The sequence below is a fragment of the Microcella sp. genome (assembly GCF_019739195.1).
Classification (GTDB): Bacteria; Actinomycetota; Actinomycetes; order Actinomycetales; family Microbacteriaceae; genus Microcella.
This window is the reverse complement of the sequence record NZ_JAHHDS010000003.1, coordinates 1,313,602-1,333,600: the sequence shown is the minus strand read 5'-3', so window position 1 is coordinate 1,333,600 and position 19,999 is coordinate 1,313,602. Positions and strand designations below refer to the sequence as shown.

Here is a 19,999-nt window from a genome sequence, read left to right as displayed (position 1 = left end):
GTGGTGCCTCCTCTGGTGCAGGCGTCGTTGGTGCGGGGAGGAACGGAAGAGTGGATGCTCTCCCGGTTGTATGAAGTTATACCTCATACCCTGTCGACTGACAACAGGTCATGCGAGGTCAGAAGCGCTCATTCGAGCCGAGCCCGAAGTCGCGCGCGATCAGCGTCGTCGACGAAGGCGGCTTCGACGCTCGTTCGGTCGAGAGCCTGCAGATCTTCGCCCGACCAGTCGAACTGGCGTTGCAGCAGCGCTCGTTCGTAGGCCAGGTCGGTGCCCGTCTGCATCGGATTGTCGTCACCCAGCACGAGAGGCACCCCCGCTCTGCGGAAGGCCGCCTCGGGGTGTTCGTCGAGGCTCGCAATGGCGCCCGTGTAGACGTTCGATGTCGGGCAGATCTCGACGATGACGCCGTGATCGGCGCACCAGGCGAGCACGTCAGGATCATCGACAATGTGTGCTCCGTGGCCGATGCGTGTGGCCCCGAGCAGCTCGACTGCCTGACGAGCTGCCGAAGCAGGGCCGGCTTCTGCCGCGTGGCACGTGATGCCGAGACCGGCTGCACGAGCGATCGAAAATGCCCCCTCGAAGGGTTCGAGCGCGGGGTAGAGCAGCTCGTCGCCAGCGAGATCAAACCCGACGACGCCCCTGCCGGCGGCGCGCGCCGCTGCATGCGCCACGACTTCGTTCGTCTCGGCGTCGTGATGTCGAAGTGCAGCCAGCACCAGACCCACGCTGATGCCGGTGGACTCGGCTGCCTCACGCAGGCCCTCGCATGCTGCACGCACGATGTCGTCGAGTGCGCGCTCGTCGTCGGCATGCGTCGCCGGCCCGAAGCGCAATTCGAGGTGGTCGTGCCCGGTGCCCGCGGCATCGATGACGGCCTCGCGAGCGATGCGTCTCACTGACTCTGTCGAGCGGAAGAACGGATACGTCGCGGCGACGCGCTGGAGGTACTGCGTGAGGGTGCCTGGTGCATCGAGCGCAATGGCACGCTCCCAGCCGTCCGCAGGTGCAGACAACCCCTCCGACGCCGCCAGTTCAGCGGCGGTGCTCGGCCGCACGCGACCCTCGAGATGGCTGTGCAGATTGATGAGCACGATCAGAGCTCCAGCCGCACCGCTGTCTCGAGCGCGGCCTCGATGCTGCGCATCCACCCCTCTTTGAGGGCTTCCTTGACGCCTGAGTAGAGGCTCGTGCCATCGATGAGATTGCTCGACGTCGAACAGATCATTCCTGACCTGACACCGCGCAATCGAGCGACGACGTAGAGGGCAGCGCTCTCCATCTCGACATTGAGCACGCCGAGCCGGTTGAGTTCGGCAATCCACTCAGGGGTCTCGGCGTAGAAGGCGTCATCGCTCGCGTTGATGCCCGAGTGCACCGCGGCAGGGGTGCCCGCCGTGAGTTCACGTGCCACCTCGGCCAGCGTGAGTGCGATCTGCAGATCGGGCACAGCGGGAAAGCCGTGGTGGGCATAGGCGGCGGTGGTGCCGTCGTTGCGCAGAGCACCTTCGCTCACGAGGAGGTCGCCCGGCTTGACCCCGGGTTGCAGACCCGCTGACGAGCCGACGCGGATGAACGAGGTGACGCCGACGCGAATCAGCTCTTCGACCGCGATCGCCGTCGACGGGCAGCCCATGCCCGTCGAGGTGGCCGTGATGTGACGACCCTTGTACCACCCGGTCATCGTCATGTGCTCGCGGTTGTGCGCCACGGTCTTCACATCGGTGAGAAACTCCGCGACGAGCGGAACGCGAAAGGGATCGCCGGGCAGCAGAGCGACGCTCGACACTTCTCCCGGGGCGATAGCGATGTGGTACTGGCGCTCACCGACGCCGGCGGCGTCCTTGTCGACGACTGCGGACTGCGACATGGGGTTCTCCTGACTGGGCGCACCGTCGCGCCAAGTAGGAGGTTATACCTCTTACCTCAACTCTGCCAAGCGGTCCACGATCAGCTCGACGATCGGGCGGGGGGTGGCGAGAATGAGCCGCACGTGGCCAGCACCCGCCGCACCGCACGCGCGCCCGTCGGTCACGGCAAGACCCGCACGCTCACGAATCGTCGTGGCGGGGTCGTCGCCCAAGCCGAGCCGAGACACGTCGAGCCAGGCGATGTAGCTGCCCTCGGGCATCCGATAGCCGACCTCGGGCAATCGCTCGGTCAGCAGCTCGCCCAGCAGGCGGCGGTTCGCGTCGTAGTAGGCGACCGTCGCGTCGAGCCAGTCGCGCCCGTCTCGGTAGGCAGCGGTGTTGGCGATCACCCCGAGCGTGCTCGCACCGTGGCCAGCCATGGGGCCGAGCGCCTGCCAGATCTGCTCGTCGGCGTCATTCGTGGTGATGAGCTGGGCAGCCTTCGTGCCGGGCAGGTTCCAGGCCTTCGAGGCGCTCGTCGTCGTGATGCTGTGCGCCGCCGCCGCGTCGCTCACGCTCGCGTACGGCACGTGCCGCGCGTCGCCGAACACGATCGGCGCGTGAACCTCGTCGGCGAACACCCGCGCACCGTGGGCTTCCACAACGTCGGAGAGGGAAACGAGCTCGGCTCTCGTGAACACACGACCGCCGGGGTTCAGCGGGTTGCACAGCACGACGAGTCCCGCTCCCGCAGCGAGCTCGCGGTCGATCGCCTCGAGGTCGAGCACTTCGCGCTGACCGTCGACGGCCAGGGGCACCTCGATGACGGCGCGGCCGTGCATGCCAGGCACCGTCAAAAACGGCATGTATGCCGGTGTCGGCACGATGACGGCCGAGCCCGGTCGGGAGTAGTGCACGATCGCGGCATCGAGTCCTGCGATGACGTCGCCGACAGCGTGCACGCGGCTCGGCGGCACGCGCCAGTCGAAGCGGTCGAGCATCCATTCAGAGGTCGCTCGACCGAGCTCGGCCCCGACCGGGCGCGGCAGGTAGCCCATGGTGCCCGCGTCAATCGCGGCGTGCAGAGCCTGGGTCACCGCGGGTGCGGTGCCGAGGTCGCTCTCGGCGACCCACGCGCCGATCGTTTTCGGGAAGTAACTCCACTTCATGCTGCCGCGGGCATGCAATTGCTCGACGGTGAGTGCGTCCCACTCGGCGAAGAGCGCCGCACGATCACCCTGCTCAGTCAAGGGCACCATCCACGATCGCCTTCGCCTCCTGCTGCACGAGCCGCAAGTGGTCATCGCCGGCGAACGACTCGGCGTAGATCTTGTAGACGTCTTCGGTGCCGCTCGGGCGCGCGGCGAACCACGCGCGCTCGGTCACGACCTTGACCCCGCCGACGGCCGCGCCGTTGCCGGGGGCCTCGCTCAGGCGAGCCGTGATGGGGTCGCCCGCGAGGGTCTCGGCCGTGATGGCTCCTCCATCGAGTTTGCCGAGCGCTGCCTTCTGCGCAGGCGTGGCAGGAGCATCCACGCGCTCGTAGACCGGAGAGCCGTAGCGCTCGGTGAGTCCGGCGTAGAGATCGGAGGGCGTCGATCCGGTGACGGCCGTGATCTCGGCGGCCAGCAGGGCCAGCAGAATGCCGTCTTTATCGGTCGTCCAGACGGTGCCGTCGCGGCGCACGAAGCTTGCCCCCGCGCTCTCTTCGCCGCCGAACGCGACTGAGCCGTCGATGAGGCCGGGCACGAACCACTTGAACCCCACCGGAACCTCCCACAGCCTGCGCCCGAGACCGGCGACGACGTGGTCGATCATCGTCGACGAGACGAGCGTCTTGCCGATCGCGGCCTCGGCGCGCCAGTCGGGGCGGTGGGTGACGAGGTATTCGATCGCGACGGCGAGGTAGTGGTTGGGGTTCATGAGCCCGGCGTCGGGCGTGACGATGCCGTGACGGTCGGCGTCGGCATCGTTGCCCGTCAGCAGGTCGAAGTCGTGGCGCCGCGCAAGCACGCTCGCCATCGCGCTGGGGCTCGACGGATCCATGCGAATCTTCTCGTCCCAGTCGAGCGTCATGAAGCCCCACTGCGGGTCGACGTTCGGGTTGACGACGGTGAGGTCGAGGCCGTGCTTCTCAGCGATGAGCGCCCAGTAGTTCACACTTGCGCCGCCCAGCGGGTCGGCTCCGATGCGTAGCCCGCTCGCGCGCACGGCGTCGAGGTCGAGGATGCTCGCAAGGTCGGCCACGTAGTGCTCGCGGTAGTCGTACCGCTCGGCCGTGAGCTGCGCCTGCCTGCGTACCTCGCGGTTGCCTCCGGCAATGATCGCGTTGGCGCGCGTGGCGATCCAGCCCGTGGCGTCGCTGTCGGCCGGGCCGCCGTGCGGCGGGTTGTACTTGAAGCCGCCGTCGCGCGGCGGGTTGTGGCTCGGGGTGATGACGATGCCGTCGGCTTTCGCGGTGGCGTCGCGGTTGTACCGGATGATCGCGTGGCTCAACGCTGGGGTCGGCACGTAGTCGTCGTGGGTGTCGATGAGCGCGGTGACATCGTTCGCGGCGAGCACCTCGAGGGCCGTCTGCATCGCGGGCGCGCTGAGAGCGTGCGTGTCGGCGCCGACGAACACCGGGCCGGTCGTGCCCTGCGCAGCGCGGTACCCGACGATGGCCTGCGTGATCGCGGCGATGTGGGTGTCGGTGAAGGCTCCGTCGAGGCTCGAGCCCCGGTGGCCGCTCGTGCCGAACACGACGCGCTGCGCAGGATCATCGAGGTCGGGCCCTCGATCGTCATAGGCCGACAGCAGTGCGCTCAGGTCGACGAGGTCGGCGGGCTGGGCGGGTGTTCCGGCGCGGCTCATGAGCCCATCCAACCACCGGGTCGACAGAGCGGGCAGGGTGGATGCGCGGCAATAGACTGCCGATCATGAGCGCGCACCCCGATCAGACCCCGGTGTACAGCTACCTGGGCCCGGCCGGAACCTTCACCTGGCACGCGCTCGCGCAGGTGCCCGAGGCCGAGGGTGCCGAGTGGCGCAGCGTCAGCAACGTGGGCGAGGCGCTCGACGATGTCATCGCGGGCCGCAGCGTCGGCGCCATGATCGCCGTCGAGAACTCGGTCGAGGGCGGAGTGAGCGCCACACAAGACGCCCTCGCGACGATCCCTGGCCTGCGCATCATCGGCGAGTACCTCGTGCCCGTGAACTTCGTGCTGGTGGCCCGGCCCGGGGTGACTCTCGCCGACGTGCGAGTGGTCGCCGCGCACCCGGTCGCCTACGCGCAGTGCCGTCGTTTTCTCGAGAGCGCGCTGCCGACCCACGGCCACATTCCTTCCGCCTCGAATGTCGCCGCGCCGCAGAGTCTGCTCGAGCTCGATTCGCCCGCGCAGGCCGCGATCGCGCCGCCGGGCATCACCGAGCTGCTCGACCTGGTCGAACTGGCCGACAGCATCGGCGACAACCCGAATGCGGTCACGCGCTTCGTGCTCGTCAGCCGCAGCCGCGAACTGCCGCCGCGCACCGGTGCCGACAAGACGAGCGTCATCGCCGAGCTGCCCGACGACGCCCCGGGCCGCCTGCTCGAGATGCTCGAGCAGTTCGCCACGCGCGGGGTGAACATGAGCCTGATCGAGTCGCGCCCCATCGGCGACGCGCTCGGCCGCTACCGCTTCGTCATCGATCTCGACGGCCACGTGCACGACGAGCGCGTCGCCGACGCCCTGCTCGGCCTGCGGCGTTTCAGCCCCAACGTCATCTTCCTCGGCTCGTATCCGAGAGCGGATGCCCGCCAAATCGAGGTCGTCTCGCAGTACGGCGACGACGTCTTCACGGATGCTCGCGACTGGTTGCGCGCCATTCTCAGCGGCGAGCCCGACGTGATCTGAGCGGCCAGGTCTTCGCAAAACGTAAGCCGTTGTCGGTGGTCGCCGGTAGCCCTATAAGTGGGGACCGCCTGGCCGGGTGCGAATCCTGAGTTTCTCCTTAGTCTTGAAACCTGGTCAAGATATGAGGAGTATGACGAATATGTCTCGCACCCCACCTCATCGCATTGATGCGAAGCGGGTGGGCGCTAGAGTCGGCGTTCAGGGTGGTCACGGTGTCACCTACTCGCCTGCCTACGCATCACCCTGGCCGATGATCGTCGGAGTCGCCGCGGTACTCGCGAGCGTGGGCCTCCTCTTCGTGGGTGTCTCGGTAGGCAAGCCGACAGTCCTTCTCCCTCCCTGGTTCGCCCTGACGCTGCCGCAGGCCGACGCTGCGTACTTGGGCTGGGTTGGCTATCTGCTGACACCGGTGATCCCGATTTGCGCGCTCGTCATTGATCGAGTTCTACAGGGCCGTGGTCTGTCGAATCCACAGTTCATTCCTCGACCGTGGTTCGGAACCACTCTGAAGCTTGCTGCCGCTCTCGGAATCGTTGTCTCGCTCTGGCACATCATCACCGTGGCGGTGCCCATCGTCGAATGGGTCCAGGAGTTCAGTTCATGACCGCGACCACTTGGCGCCGCGGGCGCATTCTTCACTCCGTGACGGCAGGGACGCTTCTTGCTGTCGCGTTAGCGGCCTGCGTCGGCCCGTCTGTCGAGAGCCCCACTGTGGAGCGTTCGGCGCCCCCGCCCCCCGTCACGGATGCTCCTCTGAACAATGAGGAGGCAGCTCTTCAGGACTTGCGCGGCTGCCTGGCGGTGAACAACGTTCTCAACGTCTTCTACCTGCTCGACGACTCGGGATCATTGGCTGACACAGATCGTGGTGAACTCAGACGACCCGTCCTTGCTGACAGCCTTCGATCCCTCTTGCAGTTGACGTCGGATGACAAGGTTTATTGGGCGGCCGGGAGCTTCAAGGACGTGTTCACCCCGCTATCTGATTGGTCAGTTCTCGAGTCTCCCGACGATGCCAACCGCTTGGCTGAGGTTATTCCGCCAACGGACGGGGGATGGACAAATTGGGAAGATGGCATCCGAGGTGCCAGTCAGAGTCTCGCGGCCCAACAGCAGGTGGCTCCCGGCTGTTCGATGTTGATCTGGTTCACCGACGGTGAAATCAACCTCGGCGATGGCGTGAATGGCGACAGGACCCTGGCGGCTTTCGATGCCTTGTGCACGGGAGTGGGCGGCGAACGTGGACTGCTGCAGCAGCTAAGGGGGCGCCAGGTCGTCGTGTTTGGGGTCTTCCTGAATCCCAATCCAGATTCGGCTGAACAGCTAGTAAGGGTGGTTGAGGGATCCGCCGAGGGAGGTGCCTGCGCGGAAATCTCTCCGACGGATGTTCGTGGTTCAGTTACCAAGGTCACTGAGGCGGGTGACTTGGCCGACGTGTTTGATCGACTGTCGATACTCGTCGCAGGTGGTTCGCCGAGCAGCATTTCAAACGATCTGAATGACGCGGGGGAGTTCGTCATCCCAAAGGGCGTCAGCAGGTTCATTCTCCGCTTCCCGGGCAACTCAACCTCGTGGTCCTTGGCGATGCCGAGCGGAGAGTTGCTAGCGCGGGGTGACCTCTCGAGTCCTGGCGGGGTCACGGTGACAGAGAGTTCCAATTCCACGAGTTCTGCAGTCGAGGTGTCGATCGATGCGGCATACGAAGACGACCCCGCACTCGGCACCTGGAAGGTCGTCGGGCATGAGGAAGGGAGCGCGTCGCTCTACCTTTTCAGCGATCTTCGTGTCGAGGTGGATCGACTGGGGGGAGGCAACCTTGGCGTGGTCAGTGGCGAAGGCGCTGTCATCACGGGAGCGATTCTCGACAGAGATGGAAACCCCGCCAACCTGAGTCTCTACGAGTACGACTGGATTATTCAGGAGCGGCTCGAGGATGAAGAGCGCCCAAGAGCGCTGCCCAATGAGATCTCGGGTGGTGAAGGCGCACAGTTCACCATCGACTTCGGCGCGACTTCGGCTCGACCCGGTGCGGAACCGGTCGTGGACATTTCGCTCGTGAATCTCCGCACTGTTGACGGCGCTGTTGCTCTTGACGGTCCGATCGCCTCGCTGCGATTGACCGTTCTGGATCCTGACCAGGTGCCTGCAGACCTCAGCATTCGCTTTGGCGGGCCCGCGGGTTCGGCGCGTGAACCTGCCCATGGAGAGATCCTGGCCAATCCGCCTGCGGACGGTGGGGTGGTGGACGTGATCGTTCGCGATGCTGCCCCACTCGCGATCCAAGACGAGTTCGGCCGAGAGTTCGCGATCGAGGAGCCCTCGACTGCTTGCGAAAGCGGGGGAAGCGTCTGTGGTCAGTTCGGCCCGGACCAGAATCCGGTCACTTTCACCTTCGGAATCGTGGAGGGTGAAGACCCGGAGTTCTCGGTCGTGAGAGGTGAGCTTCTCGTTGAACTCCAGGTGCCGGTCGATGAGACCAGCGGCCAGAACGTGCGGGTGATTCAGTCCGTGCCGTTCGAGTTGCAGACGGAACGGCGGATCAACCTCGGCTTGCTTATCGGGCTGCTCGCTCTTCTCCTCCTTGTCGGAATCGCTATCCCGGTGGCCCTCGCCTGGCTACTCAAGCGCGGTCTGGTGGGGCTCCAGCACGGTCGCCTCCTCCAGCGTGCCGAGTTCCCGGTGGTGATCAAAGACGGCACGGTCACGATGCCGGAAATTGACCTCTCCGATGAGGCGAGCCTTGCCAGCGCGTTCCGTAACCTGCCGCCGAACGAGCGAGTGCGGACCCACACAGACGCTCGACTCGGCGCCTTCGCCGTGCGGGTGCCCCTCAGCCCGCTGCAGCCAGCCTGGTTCAGCCTCATAGCCCCGGCCGGAACCCGGCTTATCGCCAAGCAGGGCGGTGTCGCACCGCGTCACCTATCGCCCAAGCTCGCCGAAGGGACTCTCGTGGCCGGCAATGGGGTGTTGTCGAGCGCGTGGGGTGTCGCCATCGATGAGCGCGAACTGCGGAGCCGTGGGGCTGACGGTGCTGTAGCCGGCGTCCTCGTCGTCTATCTCCAGCCTGTGCTCGGACAATCTGGCCAGTACGCGAAGCGGCTCCTGGAGATCATGACCCTGACGGACTGGCGCGCACGCGTTCGGGAACTCGCTCAGGCCATAGCGAGCAGTCAGCCGGAGTCCGCGGAGGGCCCGCCGTCAGTCTCCACTAACCCGGAGGAACCACGCAGCTCATCTCGACCATCCTCCGGCGGGGATGCTGCGCCGGAACCAACAAGCGGTCCACCCCGTCCGCCAGGACGGAGTGCGCCTTCTAGCCCGGCAGCTCCGACTCGGTCAGAGTCCCTTCCTCCCCGAACCCGGGGCAATGATTCGCCCCCGTCCATGCCCCGCCCCCCTGGGCGTTAGGTCGTCATCGCTCCACCCCGAAAGGCAGTCCATCCATGCTTCGTCCCTTCCTCCTCATCGGTGTCGGCGGTTCCGGCGGCAAGACCCTTCGTGGTCTCAAGTACCAGCTCGAACTCGTTCTGAGACAGAAGGGATGGAACGGTGGGCTTCCGCAGGCCTGGCAGTTCATCCACATCGACACCCCCATCGCGCAAGACGGCCAGGACTACCCGGCTCCGTTCCTGCCGGCAGAGCAGTACAAGGGTCTCGTCTCGGGCGGCATGAACTACGGGTCGGTGTATAACAGCGTCTCCCACGGCGGCAGCATTGCAGATGCTTTGCTCAACGACGTCAAGCGCCAGCTTCCTGACCCGACGCGGGTCCGGGTCGCGGTGGACAAGGGAGCCGGGCAGTATCGAGCGGTTGGTCGAACCGTTGTCTTGGCAGCCCCGCGAGAGGTCGAAGTCGCCGCTCGCGACGCGATCAGTCGCATGAACGACGCGACGGCACTTGGTGAGCTGCAAACCCTGGGGGAGAAGCTAAACGCGCGGTCTGATGGTGGACGGACGGCGAGCCCCACGGTGGTCGTGGTGTCGTCAATCGCGGGTGGTTCGGGTGCCGGCCAGTTCCTCGATGTCATAGAGATCGTCAAGTCAACGGTCAAGCAGTATCCCTGGTCGAATCAGTTCTTCTCGTTCCTCTACGCCCCCGATGTCTTCGACCAGCTGGATGTGACGACAGGAATGCCGGGCAACGCCTTGGCGGCCATCAGTGAGGCGATGAACGGGTTTTGGACGGAGACACCGTCGGAGGCCACCCTCGAGATGTTTCGGGCCAAGGGCATCGCCCCCGCCTACGGGACTGCAATGTCCCGAGTCGGAGCTGCGTATCCGTTCATCATTGGTCGCCGCAACTCCAAGGTCACCTTCGCGAACCAAGGCGAGGTCTACTCCGCGGTCGCGACGAGCCTGGCCGCCTGGATGACGGATGACCACATTCAGGACTCTATCGGCGCATACTCGACGGGCAACTGGCAGGCGCGAGTGAGCGCCTCGGTTCTGCCCGACACGACGCGACTCATGCGTCCCGCTGACCAGTCGCCTCCTTTCTCCACCCTCGGCTTCGGTCGCGTAACCCTTGGCCGTGAGCGATTCCTGGAGTACTCCGCGGAGCGCATCGCACGCTCAGTGGTCGACCGCATCCTGGAAGCTCACGTCGAAGAGGATCGCCAGTTTCTGCAACGCACCGAAGCGGAGTGGATCGACGTCAAGGCCGCGGAGGCCTACGAGGGCTTCATTCGCACACTGGAACTCAACGAAGAGACGGACGAGTTCAACGACGTCATCGACGCCCTGCGCGACAAGCAGGGTCTAGAAGAGCTCGTCACTCGCATCCGTGCGGCGGTAGAACAGCAGGTGACCGTCGGGCTCGATAAGAGCGGAGGCCTTGACCTCAACACCTGGGCAGAACGAATGGTTGCTTCCTTCCAGGGGCTGGTGGATTCCTACCTCGCACAGGACAACGGTAACCGGCAACGTCGACTCGACGAGTGGGTTGAGCGGATGCCAAGCCACATCGCTCGGACGGTCTCCTTATACGTCGCGGACTATGGTCTGCCCGTCGTCGTGGAGCTCCTGCGCCGACTGAGCCGCGACTTGGGGAGCGCTGCGGAGGGTCTTCGTGGTGAGAGCGGCAACTACCGCATGTGGTCGGAGCGGCTCGACTCGTTCGTCAGCGAAGACCTGCGAATGGCGCCGAATGCTTCATCCATTCGTCCTGAGCATCCTGCCGTGCAGAAGGCATTCCAGACTGTGGGTGATGGATTCGAGTGGGCTTCGGAAGCTCGGCTGCGCGAGTCGGGTGCGGCACTCATGGAGGAGATCCGCAAGGACGTTGTCGACCCTCTTCGCGCTCATCTGGCGGGGACCCACAAGCAGCTTCTCGAGCGGACCAGTGCAAAGCGGACCCTGGATGGTCGTGAGAACGATTTTGAGTTCTGGCCGCGCCGAAACGATTCGATCGTCCCCCGCAAGTTTGAGCCTGCTCCGAATGAGCGGTTGCTCGTCGAACACGCGGAATACCCTTCCGAGTTCGAGCGGCTGGTCACCGCGACGACACAACGCGAACGATTCTTGGACGCGATTCTTACGGTCATGTCGGAGGTTACGGTCGGCTTCGACGATCCGGCACTGTCTGCTGAGGAGCGCTGGTCGTTCGTGAGTGTGAGCCAGTCGTGGCAGCCGGCCACCTCCGCGGATCCGCGGCAACGGACGCAGGCGACCCGGAAGCCGAGGTTCGAGACTGAGGGGGATCCGGAGGCGTACCGTGACCGTTCCCGAAGCTGGATTCTCCGGGACGGCAAGCCATTCGGGGCCTACATTCGTGACACGCTCAACGCCTATCTCGACAAGGACAACTCCACCCCTGACGTCTATGCACGCCGCGTCGCTACCTTCCGCGAGCAGTTCACCGCTGCCCTGGGCGCGAGTGAACCCCTCGTCAAGCTGAACCCCACACTTCTCAGCGAGATCCACAACAAGTCGATTGATGAGCCCCCGCAGCTTGTCTTCGGCGCCATTCCCTTCGCCGAGGGGACGGACATGCACAGCCTGACGAAGGGAATCTTGGCCGCGCAGGGGCTCTGGAACGACAATATTTCGCCTGACTGGTTTGCCGATCAGCAGGTGGAGTCGATCGAGATCTTCGCGATGTCGGCTTTCCCATACCAGCCCGTCGTCATGGATTCGGTGATGGAGCCAATCGCTCGAACGTGGCTCGCCCAGAGTTCGACTATCGATAGTCGGGAAGCGTTTTGGAAGTTCAAGCGAGCACGCCTGCTTAGCGAGGCTGTGCCGGCGGATGCAGCCGTGCTCGCGTCCATGCTGCGGGGGTGGTATGTCGCGAAGGCGCTCGGCTGGCTCGAGCGCACGAGCATCGATTCCGCTCGAGGACCCGAGCTCAAGGTGTGGGACGCCTCCGCTCGGAAGCTTTCCGCCTTCCCGTACCCCTTGCTGCACCCCGGGATTGCGGAACCGCACGACTATCCGGGCGTTGTCATGGAGTCGCTGATGGTCGCGATGGTCGCCTGTAGCGCCCAGTCGTCTACCATTCCGTTGCGTCCCTATCAGGCGCTCATGGACTTGGGGGGGTCGGACAGAACCCTGTCGGACACGCTCCGGGACTGGCTGCAACTTGGTTCCCTCCCAGAAAAGTCGCCGGTTCCCGATCCCGCACGTGCGGGATCCACGGCCGGAACGCTCGAGGAGAGGCAGGAAGCGCTGCGTGCCTACCTTGACCAGGAACTGGCCGATTTCGGTGATCAGGTCATGCGTCAGGACCCCGACACGTCGGCATACGACTACCCCGTCAGTTGGGAGATTCGCGGTCAGATCGCGGATGCGATTCAGAGCGTTCGATCAGCGGTTCTGGTCACACGAACCGTCAACATCGGGACCTGATCGCTGTGGACTCAACCTTCTGGCCGTCGAGCACGGTCCCGATCGTTCTGCTTCCGGGCGGTGACCAGGGACAGCGGGTCTTGGCTCTGGCTCGTAATTGGGTTCAGTTGGGTCTCTTGGGCCCGGCCCTCTGGGTGGCGCCTGAGGATGTCACGCTCGAGCCCGGCGCACCTCCCATCATCTTCGCCCGGGTCATGCGCTTGGGGCCGAACCGTGAGCTTCTCGACCTGCGGCGCGACCTGTTCGAGGTCTTAGCTCGTGATGAGCTGCGCCAGGTTCGGGTGCTGAAGGTGCGGTCGACGACTCCGCGGCGAGAACTCGATAAGGCGCAGGATGCGATCGCGGAGTCACTGAATCGGTATGTCAAACACTCCGTCCCGTCCGCTGATCCGAACCAGAACATCTCCGACCAGCAACTTCTGCTCTCGGAGGCGACACTGATCTGTGCTCCGACCGAGTTTCAGGTTACGCAGCGCGTCGCCTGGGCGACAGACGATCCGGGCCTGATCGTCGTCGCCTCACCCGAAGACAGGTCGAGCCCGTGGTCGGGCGACGCGTTTGTTCGAGACAACGATCGATTCGTTGGCTTTTGTCTCATGCACATCGCAACGGTCGGCGGGCTCTGGAACGCTGCACCGGTCGGAACCTTCGACCTGTTTAGTCAAGAGGCCTCGATGTATCACAGCATCTGGGTGTCTCGCGTGTTTGTGAACGCCGTGCTGATGGACGGCTTTGCGAACCGCGTCGCCGCGGGGGTTCTCGCGGATGCCGGAGATGGCAACTCCGACATCGTCGACGCCCTGACCTCTGTTCCCCCTCCGGGAACGGCTTTTATCACCGATGAGCGGCGCAGCCACTACGTCGATCGAGTGGTTGAGGGCATCTTCCAGATCGACAAGGGGCGATTGGATTACTCTCCAGTCGCTGCGTACGAGACCCGCGCACGCGACCGGATGACCTTGCGGGGCCAGGCCGTTTCGTTCGCGTCCTTCGCGCTCGACAAAGTCGTCGCGATGCCGAAGTGGGCGATCCGGGCGATCGTCGGTCGAGTCTCTCGATCGGCAACGGAGACCTTCCACTCGTCCGAAGGTCTGGCCGTTGTCGGTTCAGATGTCGAGCAGTACGACATCCGTGATCGAAACCTCGTCGCACATCGCGACCGCGTGGCCGCAGAGGTCTCCGCTGCGCGCAGTTCCGCGGCAGCCTTTGATGAGATCGCGGCAATCCGCTCAACGCCGAGCCTCTGGGCTCGGCTCCGAGAGATGATGTTCGGAGTTCTGGATGGCTCTGCGGACCTCACGGAGATTGGCTTCACTCCGATCGAAGACAAGACCCCGATCTTCGCTCGCGTCAGCGACCTCGTGCAGCCTACGCATGATCGCTGGCGGTTTCCGAGCGATGACCGGCCCGACGATATTCCCCCCAGTGTGGGGCTCGAAGACCTGGAGTCGCTTGGTGCCGTTCGACAGGCAGTCATCCGGTGGGCCCAGTCTGCAGAGTCGCTGATCGCCGCCCGTGAAGCCGAGCGTCACGAGGCGATCGCCGATCGGGATTCTCTGCAATTGAGGTCAGAGGAACTCGCTGCTGTCTTGTTCGAGCACGAGTTGGTGGAGTTTGACGAGCACGGTTTGGCGGTCGTCATCAAGGGCAAGCGTGCGCCGAGCCCGAAGAAGGTCGACGGGGCAGTCGAAGAAGGAGCGCTGGATCTCGTCGCACTCAAGAGAGAGTTCAGTGAGTTGCCTGCTCGGCTTGCCGCCTCAGAGCGACGGATTACCGCTGCTGACCTTGTCGTAACGTCTGCTCACGACGAGCGACAGGCCCGACACGCCGTTCTTGCGAGCTTCGAACAGTGGATCGCTGGCCACGAGACGTCGATCTACGGTCGGATCGTTGCTGGCATGACTGAACGTCGTGAACGTGCGGCACAGGACCTCGCCTCGGCAGAGGATGCGCTCCAGAGCGTTGAGTTGCCGGAACCCGGTCGCTTGATCGCCTTGCGAAAGTCCTTCCATCGCCGTTTCGGAACTGGTTCGTTGATCACGGCGGGCTTCGTGCTCGTGTACTTCGCCGTCGATGCTCTCGTTCCGTCCTTGCGGAGGTTGAGCTGGTGGCCTGAAGCATGGCAGGTGATCGCGCTTGGCGCTGCTGCCATCGTCATTATTCTCATCGCCATCCTGCTTCAGTACTACCGACAGTGGTCACGAGTCGAGAGGCTGATCGTCGAGGTGGGAGACCGACTGGAGTGGGCGGCGAACGCGTCACGAAATGCTCGGCGCGAGCTTCGCCGATTGGAGGTGCTTCACCGGCAAGCCCAAGAGTGGCTTCAGCTTCTTGCCGATGCACTCCACCACCCCTGGGCCGTTCGTGAATCGTGGTTGGCGACCGATGCGCCGAGCATCGATCGCTCCCAGCTCCCGTATGCAATGAGACTCGCGATCGCCCGTGACGACGACCCCGTGACACTCGGGCGCATGAAGAGGGAAGCCTCCCGCGCTCTGATGGTCAAAGGATGGCGCGCTCGTGCGTTCTCACGACTCCTGGAAGAACTTCGGTCACGCCTCGGCTACGACGCCGCAACCCTGGGCATCGACAGCCTCGATGCAGACATGCCCCATGCGTCGAATCACTCGCGTCGAATCCTCATGGAGCACGCGAATGACCCTGAGCTTCTCCAGTCGCTTGCTCAGAGCTACTTGCGAGAGATCGTTGCTGAAGTGCAGGGAGTCTCTTTGAGTCACTCGAACCCTCGGGTGAGCCCCGTCGCCGCGGACCCTCTCGAGGGCGATGAGTCGAGTTCTGCACGCGACGCTCTGCGCCGAGAAGTCCCCGTCGAGTGGGACTCCTTCCTGCTCGATTCGGTTGCTGGTCGCTCGAACCCGGTCACTCCAATCGGGTCACTCGGCATTGCAGAGATGGCCCTGGCCGACGCGCATCACGAGAACGTGCGGAGCTACCTGCTCGTACCCGATCGGTTGAGCGGGGATGCCCAAGCCGCGGGCTCTCGATCCCCACTCGACGTCACGGCCTACACCGACTCCGACGTACGCGCACTCGACTTGGTGTTGCGGGTTGACGTGGCCGGGCCCATTCCCGTCACCGCTGCTCGTTTGTGGGAGAAAGCCAACAGCCGTCCTCGAACAGACGGTGGCGCCCGCGCCACGAGCGCGCGAGAGGGTCTGTGACGTCGCCGATGGGCTCAGGCCCCCCGCGCCCGCCGGGGCGCTCACGGCCGCCAGGCCCCGCCTCGCACAGCCCCTTCCCCCCGGGCCGCTCTGGCGAACCGCGTAGGTCCTGGTGGCACGGCCTGGGCTTTGTGCACGGCGTGGTACTGGGTGCGGCAGGAATGGCTGCCCTCGTCGCTCTCGTCGCACTTCTGGCGTGGGGCCTGTCGATAACGGGTCAGGCTGCGCCCATCGTGGTGGGTTCGATTTCTCCGGATCGTTCCGACCCGACGGGTCCGCCGGAGAGTGTCGCTCCTCCTGAGCGCCCTCCGACACCGGCGGCGCCTCCCTCTGAGTCAAGCGATGCCTCAGCGCTCTTGAGCGCCCTTGCGACTCTCGACGAACCCGCCGCGGGCAATGTAGTCGGGTACGACCGCACCCTGTTCGGACAGAGCTGGTACGACTCCGACCGCAATGGCTGTGACACCCGTAACGACATCCTGCGGCGGGACCTGAGCGACGTCATGATCAAGAGCGACTCGAATGGCTGCAAGGTGCTAAGGGGCGGCCTGATTGATCCATACTCCGGCGACGCCATGACCTTTGTGTCTGGGGCGGACACGTCTGTCTTGGTCCAGATCGACCACGTCGTGCCGCTCGCATGGGCCTGGGACAACGGCGCGAGCACCTGGACAACAGAGCAACGACAGGACTTCGCGAACGATCCTCTGAACCTCCTGGCGGTGAGCGGGCAAGCCAACCAGGAGAAATCGGCGTCGGGCCCCGCATCCTGGATGCCCCCGAACCGCGACGCGCACTGCGTGTACGTGACGATCTTCACCAAAGTGCTCGTTGAGTACCGTCTGTCGGTGCCGAGCGACGATCGCACAGTTCTCACCCAGGTGCTCAGCGGCTGCTAGCTATCAGCTGCGCGGCACACGCACCACGAGCGAGGCGGGCGCGACGCGCACGTCGATCGCCGTGACCTGCCCCATCTCTTCGCCGTCGATCTCGAAGTCTTCGGGGCCATCGAAGGCAAGAGTCATGTGGCGGCCCTGGAAGTAGCGCAAGGCGCGCACACGCTTGTCGGCGGCCATGATGCGCCGACCCACCTTGCTTCTCTGCAGCACGCCGTTCTCCCAGACCACGGCGTAGCTCACGCGCATCCACCCCCACAGATTGCGGGGGCGCATGGCGACGACATCGAGCAGGCCATCGTCGATCTGCGCTTCGGGCAGCAGCAGCACGCCGCCGGGCAGGGTGCCGCAGTTGCCGATGAGCAGCGTGTGCACGGTCGTCGAGCGCTCAGCACTGGCGTCGAGGGTGTAGCGCAGCCGCACGGCGTCGACGTCGCGGGCGATGCGGGCGACAGCTTCGACGTAGGCGAGCCAACCGACGCGCTTCTTGAGTTCGGGGTTGGTCGCACTAATCATCTTGGCGTCGAGACCGATGCCGATCATCACGACGAACGCATGCTTCTCTATCGTGCCATCAGCGCGTGTGATCTCAGCGATGCCGACGTCGATGGCCTGGTCGACACCCTCTGCGGCCATGCTCACGGCGTCGGTGAGTCGCCCGATGGGCACATCGAGGTTGCGGGCGAGCAGGTTACCGGTGCCTGACGGTACGAGAACCATCGGGATGCCCGAGTCGAGCAACCCTTCAGCGACAGCCCGCACGGTGCCGTCGCCACCGGCGGCGAGCACGGCGCTGACGCCCGCCTCGATCGCCTCGCGAGCACGGCCCTGACCCGGGTCGTCGACGCTTGTCTCGAGCCACAGCGAGGGTCGCCACCCTGCCGCCGCTTCCGCGTCGGCGATCGCCGACCGAAAGGCGCGCATGTCAACCTTCGTCGGGTTGACGATGATAGCGATGCGGTCGCGGTCAGCTGCGCGGTTCTCGCTGGTGGCCGCCGCAGCGGGGGTGCTCATGCGGTCAGAGTAGAGCATCGCGCCCTGAGAGCAGGGGGCTTGCGTTAACCAGTGCGTGCCAGACTAGAGGCGTGATCGACCCCCAGCTGCTGCGTGATGACCCCGACCTCGTTCGACGCTCGCAGCAGGCACGGCAGGCGAGCGTCGAGCTCGTCGACGACGCAATCGCCGCCGATGCTGAGCGCCGTGCCGCGATCACCGCTTTCGAGGCGCTGCGCGCCGAGCAGAACGCCTTCGGCAAGACCGTCGCGGCCGCACCGAAAGACGAGAAGGCCGCCCTTGTCGCGCAGGCGCAGCAGCTCGCCGCCGACGTGAAGGCTGCCCAAGCGGAGGCCGCCGAAGCCGAGGTTCGCTTCGAGCAGGTCGTCGGGAGCATCCAGAACGTCATCATCGACGGGGTTCCGGCAGGCGGCGAAGACGACTTCGTCACGCTGCGGGAGGTGGGCGAGAAGCCCGCGTTCGACTTCGCGCCGCGCGACCACGTCGAGCTGGGCGAGCTGCTGCGGGCCATCGACATCGAGCGGGGCGTGAAGGTCTCGGGTTCGCGCTTCTACTTCTTGACCGGCATCGGCGCTCGTTTCGAGCTCGCGCTCATGAACTACGCGCTCGACACGGCACTCGAGGCAGGGTTCACGCCGCTCATCACGCCCACGCTCGTCAAGCCCGAGATCATGCGCGGCACCGGATTCCTCGGTGCGCACGCCGACGAGATCTACTACCTCTCCGACGACGAGCTCTACCTCACCGGCACGAGCGAGGTGGCCCTCGCGGGGTACCACGCCGACGAGATTATCGACGTCTCGGCCGGCCCCCTTCGCTACGCCGGATGGTCGACCTGCTACCGGCGCGAAGCCGGTAGCTACGGCAGAGATACCCGCGGCATCATCCGCGTGCACCAGTTTCAGAAGCTCGAGATGTTCAGCTACATCGACCCGGCTGACGCCGAGGCTGAGCACGAGAGACTGCTGGCGCTGCAGGAGGGCATGCTGCAGAGCCTCGGCCTCGCCTACCGGGTCATCGACACGGCCGCGGGCGATCTCGGCTCGAGCGCCGCGCGCAAGTTCGACGTCGAGGCCTGGGTGCCGACGCAGGGCGCCTATCGAGAGCTGACGAGCACGAGCAACTGCACGACCTACCAGGCCCGTCGCCTCGAGACGCGGCACCGCGGCGAGAGCGGCAAGACGAGCCCCGTCGCGACCCTCAACGGCACCCTCGCGACGACGCGGTGGCTTGTCGCGCTGCTCGAGACGCATCAGCAGGCAGACGGCTCGGTCGTCGTGCCCGAGGTGCTGCGGCCCTACCTGCGAGGCCTCGAGACCATCGAGGTGCCGTCGTGACGAGCCCGCGCATGCTCATCGCTCTCGACATCGACGGCACGGTGCTGCACGAAGATGGCACGCTGCCCGACGAGGTGGTTGCCGAGGTGCACCGGGTGCGTGACGCAGGGCATGAGGTCATGCTCTCGACGGGCCGCTCGGTCGCGATGACGTTGCCCGTGCTCGACCGGCTCGACATCACGCCCGACTACGTCGTCGCCTCGAACGGCGCCATTCTTCTCAAGCGCGACCCCGATGCGCCCATGGGCTACCGACGTCACCACGTCGAGACCTTCGACCCCACTGAAGTGCTCACGCGCATCCGCCCGCATTTGCGCCACGCGAACTACGCCGTCGAAGACGAGACGGGCCTCTACCGGTACTCCGGTTGGTTCCCCGACGGTGCGCTCGGCGCCGTGAGCGAAGAAGTGCCGTTCGAAGAACTCTGCGCCGAGCCAGCCACGCGCGTCGTCGTTATCTCGCCCGGCCACGCCATGGAGGAGTTCCTCGCCGTCGTCGAGCTCATGGGCCTGCACCAGGTCAGCTACAACGTGGGCTGGACGGCCTGGCTCGACATCGCCCCCGACGGCGTCAACAAGTCGACCGCTCTCGAGCGGGTGCGCACAGCGCTCGACATCGCTGGTGAGAACGTCGTGTGCATCGGCGACGGGCGCAACGACATCGAGATGCTCTCGTGGGCTGTGCAGCACGGTGGGCGAGGCATCGCCATGGGGCAGGCGCCCGACGATGTCGTCGCGGTCGCGTCAGAAGTCACGGGCCGCGACACCGAGAACGGGCTCGCTCAGGCGCTCGCCACGATCTGAGACGGATGCTCGCTCTGAGTTGTGGGCAGATGCATAGCCACTGAGATCAGGGGTATCGAGTCGCTGTCGGTTACGATGGAAGACTGATATCCGAGGAGGGCTGTCCGAGCGGCCGATGGAGCCAGTCTTGAAAACTGGTGGGCAGAAATGTCTCGTGGGTTCGAATCCCACGCCCTCCGCTCGAGATGGCCTTC

13 protein-coding genes and 1 tRNA gene are annotated in these 19,999 nt (G+C 65.2%); 9 read left to right on the top strand and 5 right to left on the bottom strand.

Features of this window, described 5'->3' with window-relative positions; genetic code table 11:
* Window positions 1–128: 128 nt before the first annotated feature.
* The 4 genes from add to pgm are packed head-to-tail and all read right to left on the bottom strand — an operon-like array spanning window position 129 to window position 4,706.
* Window positions 129–1,097: an adenosine deaminase gene (gene add, locus KL788_RS08225; protein ID WP_293170251.1), complete on the bottom strand. Its 969-nt coding sequence runs from the start codon at window positions 1,095–1,097 to the stop codon at window positions 129–131.
* 2 nt (window positions 1,098–1,099) lie between these two features.
* Window positions 1,100–1,873, bottom strand: coding sequence for a nucleoside phosphorylase (locus KL788_RS08220; protein WP_293170249.1), 774 nt, complete (start codon window positions 1,871–1,873; stop codon window positions 1,100–1,102).
* A 51-nt stretch (window positions 1,874–1,924) separates the two neighbouring features.
* On the bottom strand, window positions 1,925–3,112 hold the full coding sequence (locus tag KL788_RS08215) for a MalY/PatB family protein (RefSeq protein ID WP_293170247.1): 1,188 nt from the start codon (window positions 3,110–3,112) through the stop codon (window positions 1,925–1,927).
* Window positions 3,096–4,706, bottom strand: coding sequence for a phosphoglucomutase (alpha-D-glucose-1,6-bisphosphate-dependent) (gene pgm, locus KL788_RS08210; protein WP_293170245.1), 1,611 nt, complete (start codon window positions 4,704–4,706; stop codon window positions 3,096–3,098). Before pgm ends, KL788_RS08215 begins: the two co-directional genes overlap by 17 nt.
* A 65-nt stretch (window positions 4,707–4,771) precedes the next feature.
* Here pgm and pheA point away from each other — a divergent pair, with 65 nt between their 5' ends.
* The 6 genes from pheA (at window position 4,772) to KL788_RS08180 (ending at window position 16,654) form a co-directional block, all read left to right on the top strand.
* Window positions 4,772–5,728, top strand: a complete 957-nt coding sequence (gene pheA, locus KL788_RS08205) for a prephenate dehydratase (protein WP_293170243.1) — start codon at window positions 4,772–4,774, stop codon at window positions 5,726–5,728.
* Window positions 5,729–5,978: 250 nt separating this feature from the next.
* Window positions 5,979–6,332 carry a hypothetical protein gene (locus tag KL788_RS08200; RefSeq protein ID WP_293170241.1) on the top strand — a complete coding sequence of 118 codons (354 nt, stop codon included), beginning with the start codon at window positions 5,979–5,981 and terminating at the stop codon, window positions 6,330–6,332.
* Window positions 6,329–9,136: a vWA domain-containing protein gene (locus KL788_RS08195; protein ID WP_293170239.1), complete on the top strand. Its 2,808-nt coding sequence runs from the start codon at window positions 6,329–6,331 to the stop codon at window positions 9,134–9,136. Before KL788_RS08200 ends, KL788_RS08195 begins: the two co-directional genes overlap by 4 nt.
* Window positions 9,137–9,171: 35 nt before the next feature.
* Window positions 9,172–12,573 (top strand): tubulin-like doman-containing protein, encoded by a 3,402-nt coding sequence (locus tag KL788_RS08190; protein ID WP_293170237.1) that lies wholly within the window; start codon window positions 9,172–9,174, stop codon window positions 12,571–12,573.
* Between the two features lie 596 nt (window positions 12,574–13,169).
* The gene (locus tag KL788_RS08185; protein WP_293170235.1) at window positions 13,170–15,755 is read left to right on the top strand and encodes a hypothetical protein; all 2,586 of its coding nucleotides are present in this window, start codon (window positions 13,170–13,172) and stop codon (window positions 15,753–15,755) included.
* A gap of 356 nt (window positions 15,756–16,111) precedes the next feature.
* On the top strand, window positions 16,112–16,654 hold the full coding sequence (locus KL788_RS08180) for an HNH endonuclease family protein (RefSeq protein WP_293170233.1): 543 nt from the start codon (window positions 16,112–16,114) through the stop codon (window positions 16,652–16,654).
* A gap of 3 nt (window positions 16,655–16,657) precedes the next feature.
* On the opposite strand, the gene KL788_RS08175 is transcribed toward KL788_RS08180, so the two are convergent.
* Window positions 16,658–17,665: a diacylglycerol/lipid kinase family protein gene (locus tag KL788_RS08175; RefSeq protein WP_293170231.1), complete on the bottom strand. Its 1,008-nt coding sequence runs from the start codon at window positions 17,663–17,665 to the stop codon at window positions 16,658–16,660.
* Between the two features lie 71 nt (window positions 17,666–17,736).
* On the opposite strand from KL788_RS08175, the gene serS reads away from it, so the two are divergent.
* The 3 genes from serS to KL788_RS08160 all read left to right on the top strand — a co-directional run bounded on the left by serS (window position 17,737) and on the right by KL788_RS08160 (window position 19,984).
* Entirely contained in the window at window positions 17,737–19,002 is a 1,266-nt protein-coding gene (gene serS, locus KL788_RS08170; RefSeq protein ID WP_293170229.1) for a serine--tRNA ligase, read from the top strand.
* Window positions 18,999–19,805, top strand: coding sequence for an HAD family hydrolase (locus KL788_RS08165; protein WP_367120429.1), 807 nt, complete (start codon window positions 18,999–19,001; stop codon window positions 19,803–19,805). Before serS ends, KL788_RS08165 begins: the two co-directional genes overlap by 4 nt.
* Before the next feature lie 94 nt (window positions 19,806–19,899).
* Window positions 19,900–19,984: transfer RNA gene (locus KL788_RS08160), tRNA-Ser, on the top strand.
* The last annotated feature ends 15 nt before the right edge of the window (window positions 19,985–19,999 follow it).

Coding starts and splice junctions, on each gene's coding strand:
- KL788_RS08220 (WP_293170249.1), bottom strand. CDS start 1,873: ATGTCGCAGTCCGCAGTCGTCGACAAGGACGCCGCCGGCGTCGGTGAG.
- KL788_RS08215 (WP_293170247.1), bottom strand. CDS start 3,112: ATGGTGCCCTTGACTGAGCAGGGTGATCGTGCGGCGCTCTTCGCCGAG.
- pgm (WP_293170245.1), bottom strand. CDS start 4,706: ATGAGCCGCGCCGGAACACCCGCCCAGCCCGCCGACCTCGTCGACCTG.
- pheA (WP_293170243.1), top strand. CDS start 4,772: ATGAGCGCGCACCCCGATCAGACCCCGGTGTACAGCTACCTGGGCCCG.
- KL788_RS08200 (WP_293170241.1), top strand. CDS start 5,979: ATGATCGTCGGAGTCGCCGCGGTACTCGCGAGCGTGGGCCTCCTCTTC.
- KL788_RS08195 (WP_293170239.1), top strand. CDS start 6,329: ATGACCGCGACCACTTGGCGCCGCGGGCGCATTCTTCACTCCGTGACG.
- KL788_RS08190 (WP_293170237.1), top strand. CDS start 9,172: ATGCTTCGTCCCTTCCTCCTCATCGGTGTCGGCGGTTCCGGCGGCAAG.
- KL788_RS08185 (WP_293170235.1), top strand. CDS start 13,170: ATGCACATCGCAACGGTCGGCGGGCTCTGGAACGCTGCACCGGTCGGA.
- KL788_RS08175 (WP_293170231.1), bottom strand. CDS start 17,665: ATGAGCACCCCCGCTGCGGCGGCCACCAGCGAGAACCGCGCAGCTGAC.